The 16,217-nt window shown below is 68.9% G+C and carries 15 protein-coding genes; 7 read left to right on the top strand and 8 right to left on the bottom strand.

Annotation, left to right across the window (positions count from 1 at the left end):
- Nucleotides 1–34: 34 nt before the first annotated feature.
- Complete coding sequence (locus AAFN86_RS09680; protein ID WP_347543095.1) at nucleotides 35–1,483, bottom strand: FAD-linked oxidase C-terminal domain-containing protein; 1,449 nt, start codon at nucleotides 1,481–1,483, stop codon at nucleotides 35–37.
- Nucleotides 1,484–1,625: 142 nt separating this feature from the next.
- Here AAFN86_RS09680 and AAFN86_RS09675 point away from each other — a divergent pair, with 142 nt between their 5' ends.
- On the top strand, nucleotides 1,626–2,003 hold the full coding sequence (locus AAFN86_RS09675) for a hypothetical protein (protein WP_347543094.1): 378 nt from the start codon (nucleotides 1,626–1,628) through the stop codon (nucleotides 2,001–2,003).
- A 70-nt stretch (nucleotides 2,004–2,073) separates the two neighbouring features.
- Here AAFN86_RS09675 and ykgO read toward each other — a convergent pair whose 3' ends face one another.
- A complete protein-coding gene (ykgO, locus tag AAFN86_RS09670) occupies nucleotides 2,074–2,199 on the bottom strand; it encodes a type B 50S ribosomal protein L36 (RefSeq protein WP_188966940.1) in 126 nt (41 codons plus the stop codon).
- Nucleotides 2,200–2,565: 366 nt separating this feature from the next.
- Here ykgO and AAFN86_RS09665 point away from each other — a divergent pair, with 366 nt between their 5' ends.
- The 3 genes from AAFN86_RS09665 (at nucleotide 2,566) to AAFN86_RS09655 (ending at nucleotide 5,191) form a co-directional block, all read left to right on the top strand.
- Nucleotides 2,566–4,095: a hypothetical protein gene (locus AAFN86_RS09665; protein WP_347543093.1), complete on the top strand. Its 1,530-nt coding sequence runs from the start codon at nucleotides 2,566–2,568 to the stop codon at nucleotides 4,093–4,095.
- A 199-nt stretch (nucleotides 4,096–4,294) separates the two neighbouring features.
- A complete protein-coding gene (locus tag AAFN86_RS09660) occupies nucleotides 4,295–4,807 on the top strand; it encodes a hypothetical protein (RefSeq protein ID WP_347543092.1) in 513 nt (170 codons plus the stop codon).
- A 252-nt stretch (nucleotides 4,808–5,059) separates the two neighbouring features.
- Complete coding sequence (locus tag AAFN86_RS09655; protein WP_347543091.1) at nucleotides 5,060–5,191, top strand: hypothetical protein; 132 nt, start codon at nucleotides 5,060–5,062, stop codon at nucleotides 5,189–5,191.
- Nucleotides 5,192–5,353: 162 nt separating this feature from the next.
- Here AAFN86_RS09655 and acdA read toward each other — a convergent pair whose 3' ends face one another.
- The 4 genes from acdA to AAFN86_RS09635 all read right to left on the bottom strand — a co-directional run bounded on the left by acdA (nucleotide 5,354) and on the right by AAFN86_RS09635 (nucleotide 9,415).
- Entirely contained in the window at nucleotides 5,354–6,571 is a 1,218-nt protein-coding gene (acdA, locus tag AAFN86_RS09650) for a 3-sulfinopropanoyl-CoA desulfinase (RefSeq protein ID WP_347543090.1), read from the bottom strand.
- A gap of 5 nt (nucleotides 6,572–6,576) precedes the next feature.
- Nucleotides 6,577–7,350, bottom strand: a complete 774-nt coding sequence (locus AAFN86_RS09645; protein WP_347543089.1) for a DUF533 domain-containing protein — start codon at nucleotides 7,348–7,350, stop codon at nucleotides 6,577–6,579.
- 32 nt (nucleotides 7,351–7,382) lie between these two features.
- On the bottom strand, nucleotides 7,383–8,288 hold the full coding sequence (locus tag AAFN86_RS09640) for a hydrogen peroxide-inducible genes activator (RefSeq protein WP_347543088.1): 906 nt from the start codon (nucleotides 8,286–8,288) through the stop codon (nucleotides 7,383–7,385).
- 374 nt (nucleotides 8,289–8,662) lie between these two features.
- Entirely contained in the window at nucleotides 8,663–9,415 is a 753-nt protein-coding gene (locus AAFN86_RS09635) for a helix-turn-helix domain-containing protein (RefSeq protein WP_347543087.1), read from the bottom strand.
- A 217-nt stretch (nucleotides 9,416–9,632) separates the two neighbouring features.
- Here AAFN86_RS09635 and AAFN86_RS09630 point away from each other — a divergent pair, with 217 nt between their 5' ends.
- The 3 genes from AAFN86_RS09630 to AAFN86_RS09620 all read left to right on the top strand — a co-directional run bounded on the left by AAFN86_RS09630 (nucleotide 9,633) and on the right by AAFN86_RS09620 (nucleotide 13,013).
- The gene (locus tag AAFN86_RS09630) at nucleotides 9,633–10,394 is read left to right on the top strand and encodes a glucose 1-dehydrogenase (protein WP_347543086.1); all 762 of its coding nucleotides are present in this window, start codon (nucleotides 9,633–9,635) and stop codon (nucleotides 10,392–10,394) included.
- Between the two features lie 6 nt (nucleotides 10,395–10,400).
- Nucleotides 10,401–12,014: an MBL fold metallo-hydrolase gene (locus AAFN86_RS09625; RefSeq protein ID WP_347543085.1), complete on the top strand. Its 1,614-nt coding sequence runs from the start codon at nucleotides 10,401–10,403 to the stop codon at nucleotides 12,012–12,014.
- 177 nt (nucleotides 12,015–12,191) lie between these two features.
- Nucleotides 12,192–13,013, top strand: a complete 822-nt coding sequence (locus AAFN86_RS09620; RefSeq protein WP_347543084.1) for a methyltransferase domain-containing protein — start codon at nucleotides 12,192–12,194, stop codon at nucleotides 13,011–13,013.
- A gap of 413 nt (nucleotides 13,014–13,426) precedes the next feature.
- On the opposite strand, the gene AAFN86_RS09615 is transcribed toward AAFN86_RS09620, so the two are convergent.
- The gene (locus tag AAFN86_RS09615) at nucleotides 13,427–15,013 is read right to left on the bottom strand and encodes an ABC transporter substrate-binding protein (protein ID WP_347543083.1); all 1,587 of its coding nucleotides are present in this window, start codon (nucleotides 15,011–15,013) and stop codon (nucleotides 13,427–13,429) included.
- Between the two features lie 209 nt (nucleotides 15,014–15,222).
- Nucleotides 15,223–16,188, bottom strand: coding sequence for a tripartite tricarboxylate transporter substrate binding protein (locus AAFN86_RS09610; protein ID WP_347543082.1), 966 nt, complete (start codon nucleotides 16,186–16,188; stop codon nucleotides 15,223–15,225).
- Nucleotides 16,189–16,217 lie beyond the last annotated feature (29 nt).

Here is a 16,217-nt window from a genome sequence, read left to right as displayed (position 1 = left end):
CGGTGGCCAGGGGCGGGGCGGCGGCGGGCGGTGGTCATTCGGCGGCCAGGGGCGGCAGCAGGTCGCCTTGCAGCGGGAAGACTTTGGACGGGTTGAGCAGCCATTGCGGGTCGAAGGCCGTCTTGATGGCGCGTTGCTGGTCGAGCTCGCGGGCGGTGAACTGCACCGTCATCAGGTCGCGCTTTTCGACGCCGACACCGTGTTCGCCGGTGAGGCAGCCACCGACTTCGACACAGAGCTTCAAGATATCGGCGCCGAAGTGTTCGGCCTTGCGGAAGGATTCGGCGTCATTGGCGTCGAACATGATGAGCGGGTGGAGATTGCCGTCACCGGCATGGAAGACGTTGGCGACGCCAAGGCCGTATTGCGTGCTGAGTTCGCCGATGCGCTTGAGCACGAAGGGCAGTTCGCTGGTCGGGATGGTGCCGTCCATGCAGAGGTAGTCAGGGCTGATGCGGCCGACGGCACCGAAGGCACCCTTGCGGCCTTTCCAGATGGCGAGGGATTGCTCGGCGGATTCGGCGACCTTCAGGCTGATCGGGTCGAAGCGTTCGCAGATCGCCTTGATGCGGTTCAGCAGGTCGTCCTGCTCGGCGGTGCTGCCCTCGACCTCGATGATGAGCATCGCCTCAGCGTCCAACGGGTAGCCGGCATGGGCGAAGGCCTCGCAGGCGTGGATGCAGGGCTTGTCCATGAATTCGAGGGCCACGGGGATGATGCCGGAACCGATGATGGCATCGACGGCCGCACCCGCGATCTCGGTGCCGTTGAAGGCGGCGAGCATGGCGCGGGCACCCTCGGGGCCGCGGAGGATGCGGACGGTGACCTCGGTGACGAGGCCGAGCTGGCCCTCGGACCCCGTGATCAGGCCGAGCCAGTCATAGCCGGCGGCATCGAGATGGGCGCCGCCGATGGTGATGACCTCGCCTTCGATGGTCACGAACTTCAGGCCGAGCAGGTTGTTCGCGGTGACGCCGTATTTCAGGCAATGCGCGCCGCCGGAATTCATCATCACATTGCCGCCGATCATGCAGGCGAGTTGGGATGACGGGTCCGGCGCATAGAAGAATCCATCACCGGCGACGGCGTTGGTGATGCCGATATTGGTGACGCCGGCCTCGACCACGGCCAGGCGGTCGTCGAGGTCGATCTCCAGGATGCGGTTCATGCGCATCAGGCCGATGACGACGGCATCGGCGAGCGGCAGGGCGCCACCGGACAGTGAGGTGCCGGCGCCGCGCGGGACGATTCGCACGCCGTTCTCGTGGCAGTAGCGCAGGATGGCGGCGACCTGGTCCGTGGTGCGCGGCAACACGACGGCGAGCGGAACCTGGCGGTAGGCGGCGAGGCCATCCGTCTCATAGGGCTTGAGGCGGGTGGGGTCGCTGATCACGCCATCGCCGGGGACGATGGTGGAGAGGGCGGCGACGATCTCGGCGCGGCGGGCGAGGATCTCGGGCTTGGGGGCTGGCTGGGCGATCACGGCGGCGGTCCTCCGATGCGCGGAAGATGCGCATCGCGCGGCGGCGGGGCAAGCGGGATCGGCTGGGACGTTGCGCGGGTGGTGCGGGGGCGTTCACTGTGCCTGTGGCGCGGGCGTGGTGGCCGGCGCGGAGGGTGCGTGCATGAGACGGTTCATTCTGGCCGCGGCGATGGTCGCGGGGCTGGCCTCGCCGGCGCTGGCGCAGCGGCAGGGCAGTTATGCCGTGGCGGGGCAGACGCCGGATGGGCAGCGGTATACCGGGACGCTGCAGATGGTGTCGGCCGGGGCGAATACCTGGCGGGTGACCTGGAACGTGGCCGGCGATACCGCAACCGGGCTGGGGCTGCTGATCCCGGAAGGGCCGCTTCTGGTGGTGGGATATGTCGCCGGGCGGGAAACGGGCGTCGTTGCCTATGCCGTGCAGCCGGATGGGCGGCTGCTGGGCACCTGGACGCAGGGCGCAGGCGGTGGCGTGGGCAGCGAGACGCTGACGCCGGGCGGCGGCAGCACCGGAAAATAGAGAAAGGGGGCGTGAGCCCCCTTCTGTCCACTCGCGTGAACCGTGCCGGGGGTGGCCCCCGGCGCGGGGTTCAGCCCTGGCGGGCCTTCAGGCGGGGATTCTTCTTGTTGATCACGTAGACGCGGCCACGGCGGCGCACGACGACGCAGTTCTTGTCGCGGGTCTTGGCGGTCTTCAGGGAATTGCGGATCTTCATGGTCTTACCTCGTGAGGGGGCGCTTCTAGGGGGGGGTGAGGCAGGCGTCAACCTCGGCGAGGGGGTGGCACTTTAGGTTTTCAGGTTTTTATCGGGCGGGAATGTCGGTTTTGGACAAATTGCGGTCGGGGCAGCGCAGAACCTGGCGGGCGGATGCATGTTGTCAAAGAGCAAGATTTGAGTGTGTTCACATCGCGCCGGCGTATCAAGGATTTTTTTCCTTTCCATGATGCTCACCCCGGGCGAGAATCGCCATCGGAAGGAAGCCGCCACGCATCGCGGCCGTAGCAACACGGTGAAGGGCAAAGCGGACGCTGCTCATCGGGAGCATCGCCAGATCGGCTATGCGTGGAGGCCTAGGTCGCAATGAATGCCGCGCTGAACCTCCTGTCACTCGTACTGGCCGTCGGCGTCCCGGCGATGATTGCCCTGTGGTTGCCGAAGCGCTGGCGTGTTGCGGCACTGGTCCTATGGATGCTCAGCCCGGCGGCGGTGCTGCTCGTACTCGGCCTGGTCGAAGCCGCGGGCAGCCCGACGCAGGACGATATGGGCAAGCTCGTCCATGCGCTGCTGCTCATCGGGTCCTTCCTGGCCGTGCCGTGGCTGCTGGCCTGCCTCGCCGGCTTTGTCACGGGCGGCGCGTTGCGGAAACGGCGCCAGACACCAACCGTGGTGGCAGCGCCTCCGGCGCTCCCGGTGCCGGCGCGGGGACCATCGGCCGCACCGTCCCCATCGCCCAGGCCTGACGGCAACGCTTTCAGCCTTCAGCCGCCGTCAGGTTGGGTGGCGGCGCATGTCGGTACCGCGAATGACGGGTTGGTGCTGGATGGTCTCGACATCTGGGCCCTGCCGTGGCGGCCGGAAGCACGTCCGGCGGTGGCTCTGCCGCACCCTGCGCATCCCACGCAGATGGACAGCTTCACCATCTACTCGGTCGATGACGGCCGGACGGCGACACGCTTTGCCGCGGCCGAGCTGTCGGCCAGCGTCTGGGGGTTCTATCGCTGGGTGGTCCCGGCCGACGCCCCTGAAGGCAGGTCGACCGATGGATCGCTGCGCTACACGCACAGCGATGGCGAGCTGATCGGCGGCCGCCGTGACGCCGTTGCCCCGACGGCGACGCTGAACGACGCGAGGACAGGGACGCTGCTGTTCGATGGCAAGGACTGGGAGGACAGCCGTGTCGTGCCGCAGCGGGATGGAAGCCTCCTCCTGCTTCTGGAACAGAACCGTCAGCAGACGCTGTTCCATATCAGCCCGACGCGCCGCAGCTTCCGGGATGTCGCGCGGCCGGGGGCGGAGCGGCCGCTGGCCGACCTCGCCGGGGCCGCGGCGGAGGCGCATCGCGAGAGCCTCGCTGTGGCCAACAGGAGTATCGCCCGCCGCATGGCGCCCGATGGTTCCATGATGGTCGAATTCGAAGCGATGGAGTGGTCGAACGGCTACTGGGTCCATCCACCGCGCGTGACGGAACTCGCGACGGGCCGCCGCGTGATTGACCTGTGGCGAACGGATTGGGATGCAACGGTTGAATTTCCGCGCGGCGCGGTGGTCCGCCTCACCCTGCATTCGTATCGCCGCGGCGCCCGGATGGTGGTGGAGGTCGACCTGGCCACGGATCGGTATGTGGTCGAGGACAGCACCGAATCCGGACCCGTCGACGAACTCGAAACGCGGCTCAAATGGGCGGTCGCCAATGTCCCGGCTTCGCCCGACCGGTTCCTGCCACCGGCCAAGCCTCGCGCGACGGCGCGGGCCTATGGGGTGGCCTTCCTCATCCTGGCGGGCGCGCTGGTTGCGATCGGTGCGGCGACCTTCCTCACGCTGAGGCTTGCGCCGGACCGGCCGCCTGTGAAGCTCGATCGCGTCCCGACCATGCCGCCGCCGCCTTCCTAGACCTCGCCGCTATCCAACTCGTCGTCCGCAGTCTCGCCCGGCCGTAGGGACTGTTGAGTCCGGTTCTGAGAACACGCCTTCGCCAGGCTTGATGGTTCGATATGCCCGTTTGACGCACATCAATCCTACGGACTGCGGGAGGCCATACTGTGACAATATAAGAAACATAGGATGAAGCGCCATGAACCGGAGATCGATGTTGGTCGGTATCGTCGCTGTCGCTGCCTGCACGCCGGCCGAGCCCCCGCCCACGATGCCCGGCCCCACCCCCGACTCCGTTACGACGGACCCTATTCGCCGCGCAGGCCAGGAGGCTTCCAACTTCTTCCGGCGTCCTGAAGCGAACAAGCCTGCCGCTGCGGCACGCGCCATTGCCGATATCGAGTTCCTCGCGGCGAATGTGCCGACCGACCCTGTCTGGCGGACTGCCTCCCCGACGGCCATCACCCAGTTGGTCCAAGCGCGCAACGAAGGTCGTGCCGCCCTCAATATTCCCACATCCGCGCCCGCGCAGGGCGTGATCGATGGGCTGATCGCCGCGGCGGCGGCCCTTGAAGCAAACAATCGACCGGGCGTCGCGGCGGCCTTGCCGCGTGACATCTTCCGGGCCGGCCCTGAGGCGACGGTGCAGCGCCTCTCGCAGCCACCCAGGATCCGCAACGCCGGGCCTGCACTGGCCGGTTTGTATCGCGGTTCGTCGCCGGGGCCCTGACGCGGTCGGGTAATTCCACCTGATCGCGCTCTGCTCGAGCGATGCTTGCCGCGGAACCGGAGGCGTCGTCAGGACGCCCCGTCATGCGGCGGCCTGCTATCCGTCTGCCGCATGATCGCCGGTTTAGCGAATCCGAGGGCGTCGCCGGCCGGATCGGTGGCGCCTTGAAGCCTTCAATCGGCGACGGGACCGCGGCTGCGCCTCGCCCCCGCGCCGTGGACCAGGCGCCGCATGCAGCAGGGAAACCGATGGATGTTCCGCTTCGCTGTACTGATCCAGCTGTTGCTCTGCCTGGTGGCGTGCAGCGATGCAACATCCGGTTCTCGCCCGAGGGGCGTCAACCTGCCGCCAAGCGCCTACAACAACGCCAATGGCGGTGCATGAGTGTCAGGCGGTCCAGTTGGCGGCCCGCGTTCAGCGGCGGCGCTGCCCCGCGGTCGATACCAGAAATCGGTTTCCAAAGGCCTCGGGCCTTTGGCGGGGTGAGGTTCGGAGAGGGGCGGCGCCCCTCTCCGTCGCCGACCGTCGCAATCTAAGCCGACCGCGTCACTCCGCCGCCACCTGCGCCTTCTCCTCCAACCTTACAAACCCATCCCTCGTCTGCGGCAGTTTCCGCCCCAGGATCTGCTCCGCCACCTGCGTCCGCAGCACCTGCGCCGTCCCGCCCGCGATCGCGAACATGCGTGCGTCGCGGACATACCGTTCCATCGGGTTCTCCCGCGAATACCCCGCCGCGCCCCACACCTGCAGCGCGTTGTTGGTCACGCGGATGGCCATGTCGGCGGCCATCACCTTCGCCTGGGCCGCCGCGAGCCGGTCGGGAAAGCCGTTGGGGCCGGCGGACCGCGCCGCGCGCCAAATCAGCGCGCGGGACGCTTCCAACTCGATAGACATATCCGCCAGCATCCAGGCCAGCCCCTGGAATTCCGCGATGGGGCGGCCGAATTGCTGGCGGGTTTGGGCGCGGGCCAGCGCGTGATCGAAGGCGCCGGCCGCCAGGCCGAGCGCCACGGTGCCGGCGCCGACGCGCTGGCCGTTATAGGCATCCATCAGCCGGCCGAAGCCGCGGGCCCAGCCGCCGGGCGGGCGCAGCACCATCGAATCCGGCACCACCAGGCCGCGCATGGCGATGTTGGCTTCGGGCATGCCGCGCAGGCCCATGGAGGGGATGCGCTCGGCGGTCATGCCGTCGGGCATGGTGTCCCCGGTGCGGGCGACGATGAAGCCGCCGATGCCTTTCTCCTCGCCGTCCTCGAAGGCCCGGGCGAAGACCAGGTGCAGGCGGGACACGCCGCCGCCGGTGATCCAGGTCTTGTCGCCGTCGATCACCCAGTCATTGCCGCGGCGGGTCGCGCGGGTGGTCATGGAGGTGGCGGCGGACCCAGCCTCGGGTTCGGTGATCAGGATGGCGGGTTTGTCGCCGGCCAGCACCAGCTCGGCGGCGAGTTTCTTCTGGCTGGGGGTGCCGAAGGCCATGATGGCGCCGACCGCGCCCATGTTGGCTTCTACGGCGATGCGGCCGCAGACGGCGCATGCCTTGGAGAATTCCTCGATCACCAGCACCGCGTCGAAATACGACAGGCCGGGGCCGCCCCATTCCTTGGGGATGGTCAGGCCGGTGAAGCCGGCCTGCTGCATGCGGGCGACCATGGGCCAGGGGTATTGCTCGGATTTGTCGGTGGCGGCGGCCTGGGCGGCGGCTTCGCGGGCCACTTCGCGGGCGCGGTCGCGCAGGCGGACTTCGGCGTCGGTCAGGTCGGTCATGGTCGTCAGGCTCCCCGGATACGGCGTTCGATGGCTTCGGTGGCCGCGCGGTCGAGTTTGAGCGCGCGGGCGAAGTCGTCGAGCCAGGCGCGTTCGGCGCCTTCGATGGTCGCCGTGCCGGCGACGGCGGCGGCGTAGAGTTGCGCGGCCAGCATAGGATCGGATGCCTCGCGCGCCAGGGCTTGCGGTGTGGCGTCGCGGCCGAATTCCGCGAGCACGGCGTCGCGGCCGGCGGGTGTGAGGCCGGCGGCGTCGAGCTGGTCGGCGATGCGGGCGCGTTCGTCGGAGTCGATCTGCCCGTCGGCTTTCGCGGCCGCGATCATGGCGCGGAGCATGAGCAGGGCTTCGCGGTCCTCCGCGGCGATGGGCGGGGGCGCGGGGGTGCCCGGGACAGGGTTCCAGGCGTCGCCGGTGGTCGGCTTGGCGCCGGGCGTTCCGGACCAGCGGCCTGAGGAGCCTGGCGCGGGCGCCGGCGTGTTGCCCCAGGGGCCGCCGGCGGACGGGACGCTGGATCGGATCGGCGCGGGTTTGCGGGTCGGGGCGGATTGCGAGGGGGCCGGGCTGTCCCAGGCATCGGCTTGTGGCTTGCCGGTGCGCCCGCGCTGCGGGGGTGGCGGCGCCGGCGATGGGGCTTGCTGGGCCTTGGTCATCGCCTCGATGGCGACGCCGGCCAGCATCGCCAGCGCGCGGCCGAGTTGCTGGTTGCCGCCGCGCCCGCGGGTTGGGCGGCCGCCGCCGAGCACCGCACCGAGCACGCCGCCGAGGTCGAATTGCGCCATCGGCCCGATCCCTTCTGCGAGTCGGTTCCTGCTTACGATCCGTGCAGGGCCGCTGCAATGGCCGGGACGAGGGCGCGGAATTCCTCGGCACGCGGGCTGCGGGCGCGCCAGGCGAGCGCGATGCGGCGGCCGAAGGCGCCGACGAGCGGGCGGGTGGCCACATTCGCCCCGGCGGTGACACCGCCGGTGACGGCGATGCCGGGCAGCAGCGTGAGGCCGAGGCCACCGCCGACCATCTGCACGAGGGTGTGCAGGGAGGTGGCGGCGAATTCCTCGGAGGTCGCGGCACCGGGCAGGCCGCAGGCGGACAAGGCGTGGTCGCGCAGGCAGTGGCCGTCTTCCAGCAGCATGAGGCGTTCGCCGGCCAGCGATGCGGGGAGGATCTCGGTCATCTGCGCGAGGGCGTGGGTGGGGGGCATGGCGACGTGGAAGGGATCCTCCGCGATGGTCACCGATTCGATGTCGCCGCAGTCGCAAGGCAAGGCGAGGAGAAGGAGGTCCAACCTGCCGCCATCGAGGGATTCGACCAGGCGATCGGTGATGTCCTCCCGCAGCCACAGGCGCAGGCGGGGGAAGGTGTCGCGCAGGCGGGGCATCAGGCGGGGCAGCAGGAAGGGGCCGATGGTGGGGATGGTGCCCAGGCGCAGCGGGCCGGTGAGCGGATCGCGGGCGGTGTCCACCGTCTCGACCAGCGCGGTCAGGGCGGCAAGCGCGGTGCGGGCGCGGCCGACCAATTCACGGCCGAGCGGGGTGAAGACCGGGCGCTTGCCGCCAGTGCGTTCCAGCAAGGCGGCGTCGAGTTGACGTTCCAGGGCGAAGATGCCCGAGGACAGGGTGGATTGGGTCACAGCGCAGGCGGTGGCGGCGCGGCCGAAATGGCCGTGCTCGGCCAGGGCGACGAGGTAGCGGAGTTGTTGGGGACTGGGCAGGGAGGTCATCGGCGATGAACATTACGCCGAACGCGCGATCCGCCAGGGGCGGGAATGCAGGGCGGCCATGCGCGCCGGAAGCGAAGGTCGCACGCAAAGCGCAACCATTCAACACCCAGGAGCGCACGGCGCGGCCGCACCCAAACCGCCCGCGCACCAGCCCACGGCATCAAGGCGAGACCCGTGACTGCCAGCCGCTCGCCTCCGATGGTCAAACAGGCATGCGGATCGAGGCCATGCCTCGATCCGGGAGCGCACAGCGCGACCGCGCCCAACCCGCAAGCCATCCAGGGCACGCCCGAACACGGCGCGAAGGCAAGGCCGGCGGATGCCGGCCGCCCGCCGTCTGAGGGATCAAAAAAGACTCAGCCTGAGGCTTCGCCTCAGGCCGCGTCGGAGCCTTCGCCGCTGCCCAGGCCGATCAGCGACTGGCGGTCCAACAGTTCGAGGCCCGAATGGCCATGCAGCCGAATCCAGCCGCGCTTGCGAAAGGAGGAGATGGCACGACTGACGGTTTCCAGCGTCAGACCCAGGAACTCGCCGATATCGGCGCGCGTCGCCGGCAGGTCGAAGACCGGGCCAACATGCTTGCGACGCTCCTGCGCCTCGGCCAGCGAGACGAGGAAGGCGGCGACCCGTTCCTCGGCGCTGAAGCGGCCCAAAGCGAGGATATGGTCCTGGCTCGCCGCGAGTTCCTTGATGCAGAGGTCGAGGAAGCGGCGCTCCAGCACCGGGTAGCGGCGGAACAGCTGTTCGAGCCGCCGACGGTCGAGCCGGCAGACGGTGCCGCGCGTCAGCATCTCCGCGCCGAAGGCGTATTCGGTGGCGGGGGTGAAGCCAAGGATGTCGCCGGCGAAGCGGAAGCCGATCACCGCCTGGCGACCATCGGGAAGGACGCGGGTCAGCCGCGCCATGCCTTCGGTCAGGGTATAGACGTAGCGGGCCGGATCGCCCTGGTGGAACACCGCCTCACGCGGGTCGAGTGTGTGTCGCTCGCTCTCCCCGGCCATGTCGTCGAGGGCGGCAATATCGAGCGGGGCGCACAGCCCGATCGAGCGGGATCCGCACTTCAGGCAGACGTCAGCTTCCCCGCCAAGGCCGTCCATCAGCGCGCGGGTACTGTCGAGAGGATGCATGTTACCCGTTCACCTGGCTCGGCGGTTCATTGGCCGCGGGCTACCCATGGTCTGGTGACCACGCTTGTCAGTGTCCCCGCACCGTTGAGGTAGATCAAGAACTAACGAATATATGCCACATACTGCGCGAAGGCGCCATGTTGGAACTGCCGCGCGGCTTGCGCCGCGGCGTGGCGTGCGGACACTGCTGGTTCGCTTCGTTCCGAGGAATTCAGCCATGAGCCAGGCCACGCCCGCTTTCCGTCTCGATGGCAAAAGGATCCTCGTCACCGGCGCCTCGATGGGGATCGGTCGGGCCGTTGCGCTGGCGGCTGCGGCAAGCGGTGCGACGGTGGTGCTCGCCGCGCGGCGTCGGGCAGGGCTCGATGAGGCGGCGGCGGAGATCGCAGCCGCGGGCGGGGTGGCCGAAGTGCTGCCCTTCGACGCGGCCGACCCGGCGGCGATCCGCAACGCCGTGGCGGCAGCGGGGGTGCTGGACGGGCTGGTCAACAATGCCGGCAGCGTGACGCGCGAACCCTTCCTCGACGCCTCCGAGGCGGAGATGGACCGCGTCCTCGCGTTGAATGTGAAAGGTGCGGCGATCGTCGCGCAGGCGGTCGCGCGCGGCATGGTGGCGGCCGGGCGCGGCGGGTCGATCGTCAACATGGCCTCGGTCGCCGGGCTGGTGGGGTCGCGCAACCGCAGCCTCTATGCCGCGACCAAGCATGCGGTGATGGGGCTGACGCGGGCGATGGCGCTGGAACTCGGGCCGAAGGGCATCCGGGTGAATGCGGTCTGCCCGGGGTTGGTGAATACGCCGCTCGCGGCCGACCTGATGGCGGACGAGAAATTCGTCGCGGCGACGCGGGCGCGCATTCCGCTCGGCCGCATCATGGAACCGGAGGACATCGCCGGGCCGACGGTGTTCCTGCTCTCGGCGGCATCCTCCGGCATCACCGGCATCGCCTTGCCGGTCGATGGCGGCGTCACGGCAGAGTAGAAGCACATGCCTGTCACCGTTCGCGCCTGCGGCGCAGCCCGCACCGTCACCGGCCTGTCGCTGCTGTTCGAAACCGGCAAGACCCGCTTCCTGGTCGATTGCGGCATGTTCCAGGGACCCAAGACGCTCAAGGCGCTGAACTGGGAGCCCTTCCCCTACAACCCCCGCGAGATCGACGCGGTGCTGCTGACCCACGCGCATATCGACCATTCCGGCCTGCTGCCGAAGCTGGTGAAGGAAGGCTTCCGGGGCCGCATCCACGCCACCGCGCCGACCGTCGATCTGTGCGCCGTCATGCTGCCGGATTCGGGCCATGTGCAGGAGATGGAGGTCGATCACCTCAACCGCCGCAACCGCCGGCGCGGACGCGCGCCGGTCGAACCCATCTACACCGCCGCCGATGCGGTCGCCGCCATCCGCGCCTTCGCTTCGGTGCCGATGGATCGCTGGCTGTCCTTCGACGAATTGCCAGGCCTGCGCGCACGCTGGTGGAATGCCGGGCACATGCTCGGCTCGGCCTCGATCGAACTGGAATTCACCGAGGCGGGGGCGCCGCCGCTGCGCGTGCTGGTGTCGGGCGATCTCGGCCCCGACTGCGCGGTGTTCCATCGCGACCCGGAAGGGCCAGAGGCGCTGGACCACGTCTTCGTCGAATCCACCTATGGCGACGAGGACAAGCCCTGCGTCGACCAGGCCACGCGCCGCGAGCGCCTCGCCACGCTGGTGAACGAAGCGGTGAAGCCCGACGGCGCGCTGCTGATCCCCGCCTTCGCGGTCGAGCGCACGCAGGAGATCTGCTGGGACCTGGTGACGCTGATGCAGGCCGGGCGCATCCCGCAGGCGCCGATCTTCGTGGACAGCCCGCTCGCGATCCGCGCCACCGAAGTCTTCCTCGAACACGCCGCGGTGCTCGAGGATGGGCGTTCGGTGAAGCGCGCCCTGCGGTCCCCGCTGCTGAACTTCACCGAGACCGGCGAGGCATCGCGCCGCATCGCCTCGGTCACCGGCTTCCACATCATCATCGCCGGATCGGGCATGTGCGATGCCGGGCGCATCCGCCACCACCTCAAGCAATGGTTGTGGTCGCCGGAGGCGACGGTGCTGCTGACCGGATACCAGGCGGAAGCCACGCTGGGGCGCCTGCTGCAGGACGGGCGGCGCGAGGTGCGCATCCAGGGCGACACCATCCGCGTCGCCGCGCAGATCCGCGAGATTCGCGATTATTCCGGCCATGCCGATGCGACGGAACTTCTGGCCTGGCTGAAGGCGCGCGGGCCGGTGACCGGCGGGGTCTTCCTGGTCCATGGCGAGGAACCCGCGATGGACGCGCTGGCGCGTCGCGTGGAAGGCGAGCGCCAGGCTGGCGCCGCGCAGGTGCTGATGCCGGTGCTCGACGAACGCTTCCTGCTGCCGAAGGCTGCCGCACCGGTGCGCCAGGATGCGCCGCGGCGACGCGCCAACCCCGAGGCGGCCGGACGCCCCGACTGGCACAATGCGCGCGCGGCCCTGCTGCTGGGGATCGAGGACGCGATCGACCGCAGCACCGATCCGGCGGCGCGGGAGCGGCTGATGGCGGCGCTGCGGCAGGCGCTGGAGTCCAATCGGCGCAGCGGTCGGTAGTGGATAAAATCGAACGCTTGGTACCCGGCACCTAAGGCGGGTTCTGACCGACAACAGGCATAGTGCGCATCGAAAATCCCGCAGCGCAGTGACGTCCTACCGGGCGGGGTGTGCTATCATTCAGTTGCTGGTTCTATCCGAACTGCAGGCGTCTTCTGACGTGGGGTGGCGACAGCAATGAGCACGACGTTCGGGGCCGGTTTCCATGCCGCACCGGGTAAGGCGGTCAATGCTTCGGCATACGAACGTTGGACCGGACGATGGTCGAGGCTCTTTATTCCGGCGGTGCTCGCTGCCGCCGGAGTGGGACCAAAGTGCCGCGTTCTCGACGTCTCCACCGGAACAGGCGAGGCCGCGCGGATTGCGCTTCCGCTTGTCGGCACCGAGGGCGTCGTGGTCGGTGCGGACATCTCGCCCGAGATGCTTACGAGCGCACGTGCTGGGTTGTACGGGTCGCCGTTTGTACCGGTCGCGGCCGATGGCCAAGCATTGCCGTTCCGCGACGCCAGCTTCGACGCCGTCGTTTGCCAGCTGGGCTTGCAATTCTTTCCGGATCCAGCTCGGGGCGTGGGGGAATTCCGACGGGTTCTACGCGCGGGCGGTAGGGTGGCGATATGTGTGATCTCCACCCCGGATCGCGCACCCATGTGGGGTAATCTTGCGGACGTCCTCAGCCGCTTCCTGCCGGAACTACGCCACGTTTTGTTTCTCTCGTTTGCGCTGCATGATCCGAAACGGCTGGAAGCTATGCTTGTCGGCACAGGCTTCCGCGACGTCCACGTTGAGCGCACATCGCGCGATGACAGTTTCGAGAATTTCGAGGATTATTGGGAGTCGATAGAAGCCGGTATCGGCTCCATACCGCAGGCCTATTTGCGGCTTGGCGCCAAGGACCGCCACACTGTGCGCGAGGAAGTGCGTTCGCGTCTGTTGCGGTACGAGTCAAACGGCAAGCTGCGCATGAGCGTCGAGATGCTGATCGGTAGTGGTCGTGCGTAGGAGCTGGCGCGAATGTCGGCTTGTAGCACTTCGCCGAACTTGAGCATGGGCACCAAGCGTTAGCCTTTATCCACTAGACACGGACACGCCAGCCGAAAAGGCCGCTGTTCAAGCCTGGCCTCGCCAGGGGGCAACGGTCTCCTGGACCTCGGAAACCTGGCGCCTGGCATTGGGGCCGGCCCAAAGCGGAAAGCGCGCTGTGGGCTTTATGCGCGGACAGGGTCCAGAGCCCGGGCACGACGCATCATCCCCCACACGAAAGTCGTGGCACCTGCCCAAACAGGGTTACCGTCCAATCAAACCGGCAAGAATCCCGCGGTCCAGGGACCCGTTGGTCCCTGGCGGGGTGGCTTGGAGGGGCAGCGCCCCTCCAATCCTCGCGCGCACGGGGCGTCGCCTGCCCCCCCTCCCGCTCACCCGCGCCGCACGCTCCAGAACGTCGCGAAGCCTTCCTGGATGCCGGTCAGGTTGCTGCGAAAGGCGGTGGGCTGGAGATACTGCCCGGTCGGGTAATACGGCACCTCGCGCATCGCCTCGATCTGGATGTCGCGGCAGACCGCCTGCTGCGCCGCGAGGTCGGGCGCACGGAACCAGGCGTCGCGCAGTTCCTCGATGCGCGGCATGGTGGCCCAGCCGGCATAGCCTGCCTCCCCATTGCCGCGCAGCGCGATGTGACCGGCCGGGTTCAGCCAATCGGTGCCGGCCCAGTTGGTCATGAAGGCGGACCAGCCGCCGTCGCTGACCGGACCCTTGCGGTTGCGGCGCTGGAGCATGGCGTTGAACTCGACCGAATAGATCTCGACGTTCAGGCCGGCCTTGCGGAACTGGTCCTCGATCACCGCGCCCATCGCGGCGTTGGGGGCGGAGGTGGAGGGGATCATGAACACCACCTTCTCGTCGCGATACCCGGCGGCGCGCAGCGCCTGCTTCACGCGGTCGTAGTCGCGCGGGCCCTTCAGCGGTTCGAGCCCGGCTTCCGAGGCCATCGGTGTGCCTGGGCCGAAGAAGCCGCAGGGGACGTGGTAGAGGCTTGCATCGTCGCCCACCAGCGACTGCATGCAGGCGGTCTGGTCGATCGCCCCCCACAGCGCGCGGCGGATGGCGGGATTGTCGAAGGGCGGCTGCAGGTGGTTCATCCGCACCATGCCGACGAAGCCCGAGGGGTCCAGCACGCGCACCGTCACGCCGCGCGCGCGGCGCAGCTGCGGCAGCAGGTCGTGATAGGCGTATTCCTGCCAATCCTGCTCACCCTGCACCAGCGCGTTGGTGGCAGTGGCCTGGTCGGGCAGAACCTTCCATTCGACGCGGTCGAAATGCACGACCTTGGGGCCGGAGGTCCAGCCGCCCGGCCCGTCCCGCCGCGGCACGTAGCTGTCGAACTTCGCATAGACGATCTGCGAGCCGGGCACGCGCTCGCTCTCGACGAAGCGGAAGGGGCCGCTGCCGATCAGCTCCGGCACCTGGCGGAATGGATCGGTGTTGGCGAGGCGTTCCGGCATCATGGCGCAGACCGGCACCGAAGCCTTGCCCAACGCGATCGGCAGCAGCGGGAAGGGCTGCTTCAGGCGGAAGCGGATGGTGCGGTCGTCCGGCGCTGAAAGCTCGTCGGTCGCTTCCATCAGCGTGGTGCCAAAGGGGTCGCGCCGCGCCCAGCGACGGATCGAGGCGACGCAATCGCGTGCGAGCACGCGCTCCCCGTCATGGAACAGCAGGCCGTCGCGCAGCGTCAGGGTCCACAGCTTGCCGTCATCCTCGATGCGGTGGCCATCGACCATCTGCGGCGTCGCCTGATACGCGGAATCCATGCCGTAGAGCGTGTCGAAGACCATGTAGCCATGGTTGCGCGAGACATAGGCGGTGGTGGTGACGGGATCGAGCGTCACCAGGTCCTGCTGTGGGGTGAAGCGCAGCGTGGTGGCCGATTGCGCGCGCAGCAGGCGCGGCCCGGCGAGGGTCGCGGCGAGGCCGCCAGCGGATCGGATCAGGGTGCGTCGCTGCATGGCGGTGGGTTCCTCTCGCGGGGTGCGGATGTGGTCGGCGCACCGGGTCTGGCGGGGTCCTCGGGCAGGCGTCGTGGGATGCAGCCTGCGCCCCCTGCCCGTCCCGGCTCAAGGGGGAAGCCCGCGAGTGCTGCGTCTCGTCGGAGACGCTTGCCCGCGGCGCGCGGGACGAAGCGCTGACATCGAGCGAGCCGACAGACAGGCCGGCATCAGTCGATGGTGATCCGCGCCTCCCGCACCACCGGGCCCCAGACGCGCGCGAAGTCGATGTGGACCTGCTGGTATTCGGCCGAGGAGACAGGACGCCCGAGCGGATAGAGCCCCGCCACGACCAGGCGCCGTTCGGTATCGGGATCGGCGAGCACCTTCTGCATCGCTGCATGCATCTCGGCGGCGACTGCCTGCGGCATGCCGCGCGGGCCGGAAATGCCGGTCCAGGAGGACACCGTGAGGTCCGGCAGACCGAGCGCGCGATAGGTCGGCACGCCTGGCAGCGGGGCGAATGGTTCGGGTGTCGAGACGGCGATCGCCTTGACCTGCCCTGCTTCAATGGCGCCGGTGGTACCGGCGAGCGGCGTGAGGAAGCAATCCACCTCCCCCGCGATGGTCGCCTGCAGGCCGGGGCCGGTGCCGCGATAGGGGACGTGGACCCAGGTGCCGCCGGACAACTTCGCCATCATCTCCCCCTGCAGATGCTGCATGCCGCCTGCACCCGAACTGCCGTAGCTGACCCCGTTGGGACGGCTGCGCGCGACCTCGCGGAGTTGCGTGAAGCTGGTGAACGGGCTGTTGCCCGGCAGCAGCATCACCGTCGGCGTGTCGGCGACCATGGCGATATGGGTGAAGTCGGCGTCGCCGTCATAAGGCTTGGGCGTCATCGCCAGCGGCACGATGCCGTTGGGGGATGTGTTGGAGATGCCGATCACGCTGCCATCGGGCGGTGCGGCCACCAGCACGCGGGTGCCGACCGCGCCTGATGCGCCGGCGCGGTTCTCGATGACGATGCTGCGGCCGAGGCCGGCGGCGAGGCCCGGCTGGATGATCCGCGCGGTGACATCGGAGGCGCCGCCAGGTGCGAAGGGCACGATGAGGCGGATCGTGCCTGCCTGCGCACGCGCCAGATGCGGCGCGCCGAGGCAGGTGGTGGCGAGGGCAAGGACGGAACGGCGCTGCATGCTGGGCTCCCGGCGCAAAGGCGCGGAAC

It is taken from the genome of Roseomonas sp. CAU 1739 (genome assembly GCF_039839775.1).
Classification (GTDB): domain Bacteria; phylum Pseudomonadota; class Alphaproteobacteria; order Acetobacterales; family Acetobacteraceae; genus Neoroseomonas.
Note: the sequence above shows the minus strand (reverse complement) of the source record. Positions and strands in the feature narration are given on the sequence as shown.

Excerpts from the sequence above, each read along its gene's own strand:
- AAFN86_RS09645 (WP_347543089.1), bottom strand. The coding sequence starts at position 7,350 with ATGGCGCAATTCGACCTCGGCGGCGTGCTCGGTGCGGTGCTCGGCGGC.
- AAFN86_RS09635 (WP_347543087.1), bottom strand. The coding sequence starts at position 9,415 with ATGCATCCTCTCGACAGTACCCGCGCGCTGATGGACGGCCTTGGCGGG.
- AAFN86_RS09625 (WP_347543085.1), top strand. The coding sequence starts at position 10,401 with ATGCCTGTCACCGTTCGCGCCTGCGGCGCAGCCCGCACCGTCACCGGC.
- AAFN86_RS09655 (WP_347543091.1), top strand. The coding sequence starts at position 5,060 with ATGTTCCGCTTCGCTGTACTGATCCAGCTGTTGCTCTGCCTGGTGGCG.
- AAFN86_RS09640 (WP_347543088.1), bottom strand. The coding sequence starts at position 8,288 with ATGACCTCCCTGCCCAGTCCCCAACAACTCCGCTACCTCGTCGCCCTG.
- acdA (WP_347543090.1), bottom strand. The coding sequence starts at position 6,571 with ATGACCGACCTGACCGACGCCGAAGTCCGCCTGCGCGACCGCGCCCGC.
- AAFN86_RS09615 (WP_347543083.1), bottom strand. The coding sequence starts at position 15,013 with ATGCAGCGACGCACCCTGATCCGATCCGCTGGCGGCCTCGCCGCGACC.
- AAFN86_RS09675 (WP_347543094.1), top strand. The coding sequence starts at position 1,626 with ATGAGACGGTTCATTCTGGCCGCGGCGATGGTCGCGGGGCTGGCCTCG.
- AAFN86_RS09610 (WP_347543082.1), bottom strand. The coding sequence starts at position 16,188 with ATGCAGCGCCGTTCCGTCCTTGCCCTCGCCACCACCTGCCTCGGCGCG.
- ykgO (WP_188966940.1), bottom strand. The coding sequence starts at position 2,199 with ATGAAGATCCGCAATTCCCTGAAGACCGCCAAGACCCGCGACAAGAAC.
- AAFN86_RS09665 (WP_347543093.1), top strand. The coding sequence starts at position 2,566 with ATGAATGCCGCGCTGAACCTCCTGTCACTCGTACTGGCCGTCGGCGTC.
- AAFN86_RS09620 (WP_347543084.1), top strand. The coding sequence starts at position 12,192 with ATGAGCACGACGTTCGGGGCCGGTTTCCATGCCGCACCGGGTAAGGCG.
- AAFN86_RS09630 (WP_347543086.1), top strand. The coding sequence starts at position 9,633 with ATGAGCCAGGCCACGCCCGCTTTCCGTCTCGATGGCAAAAGGATCCTC.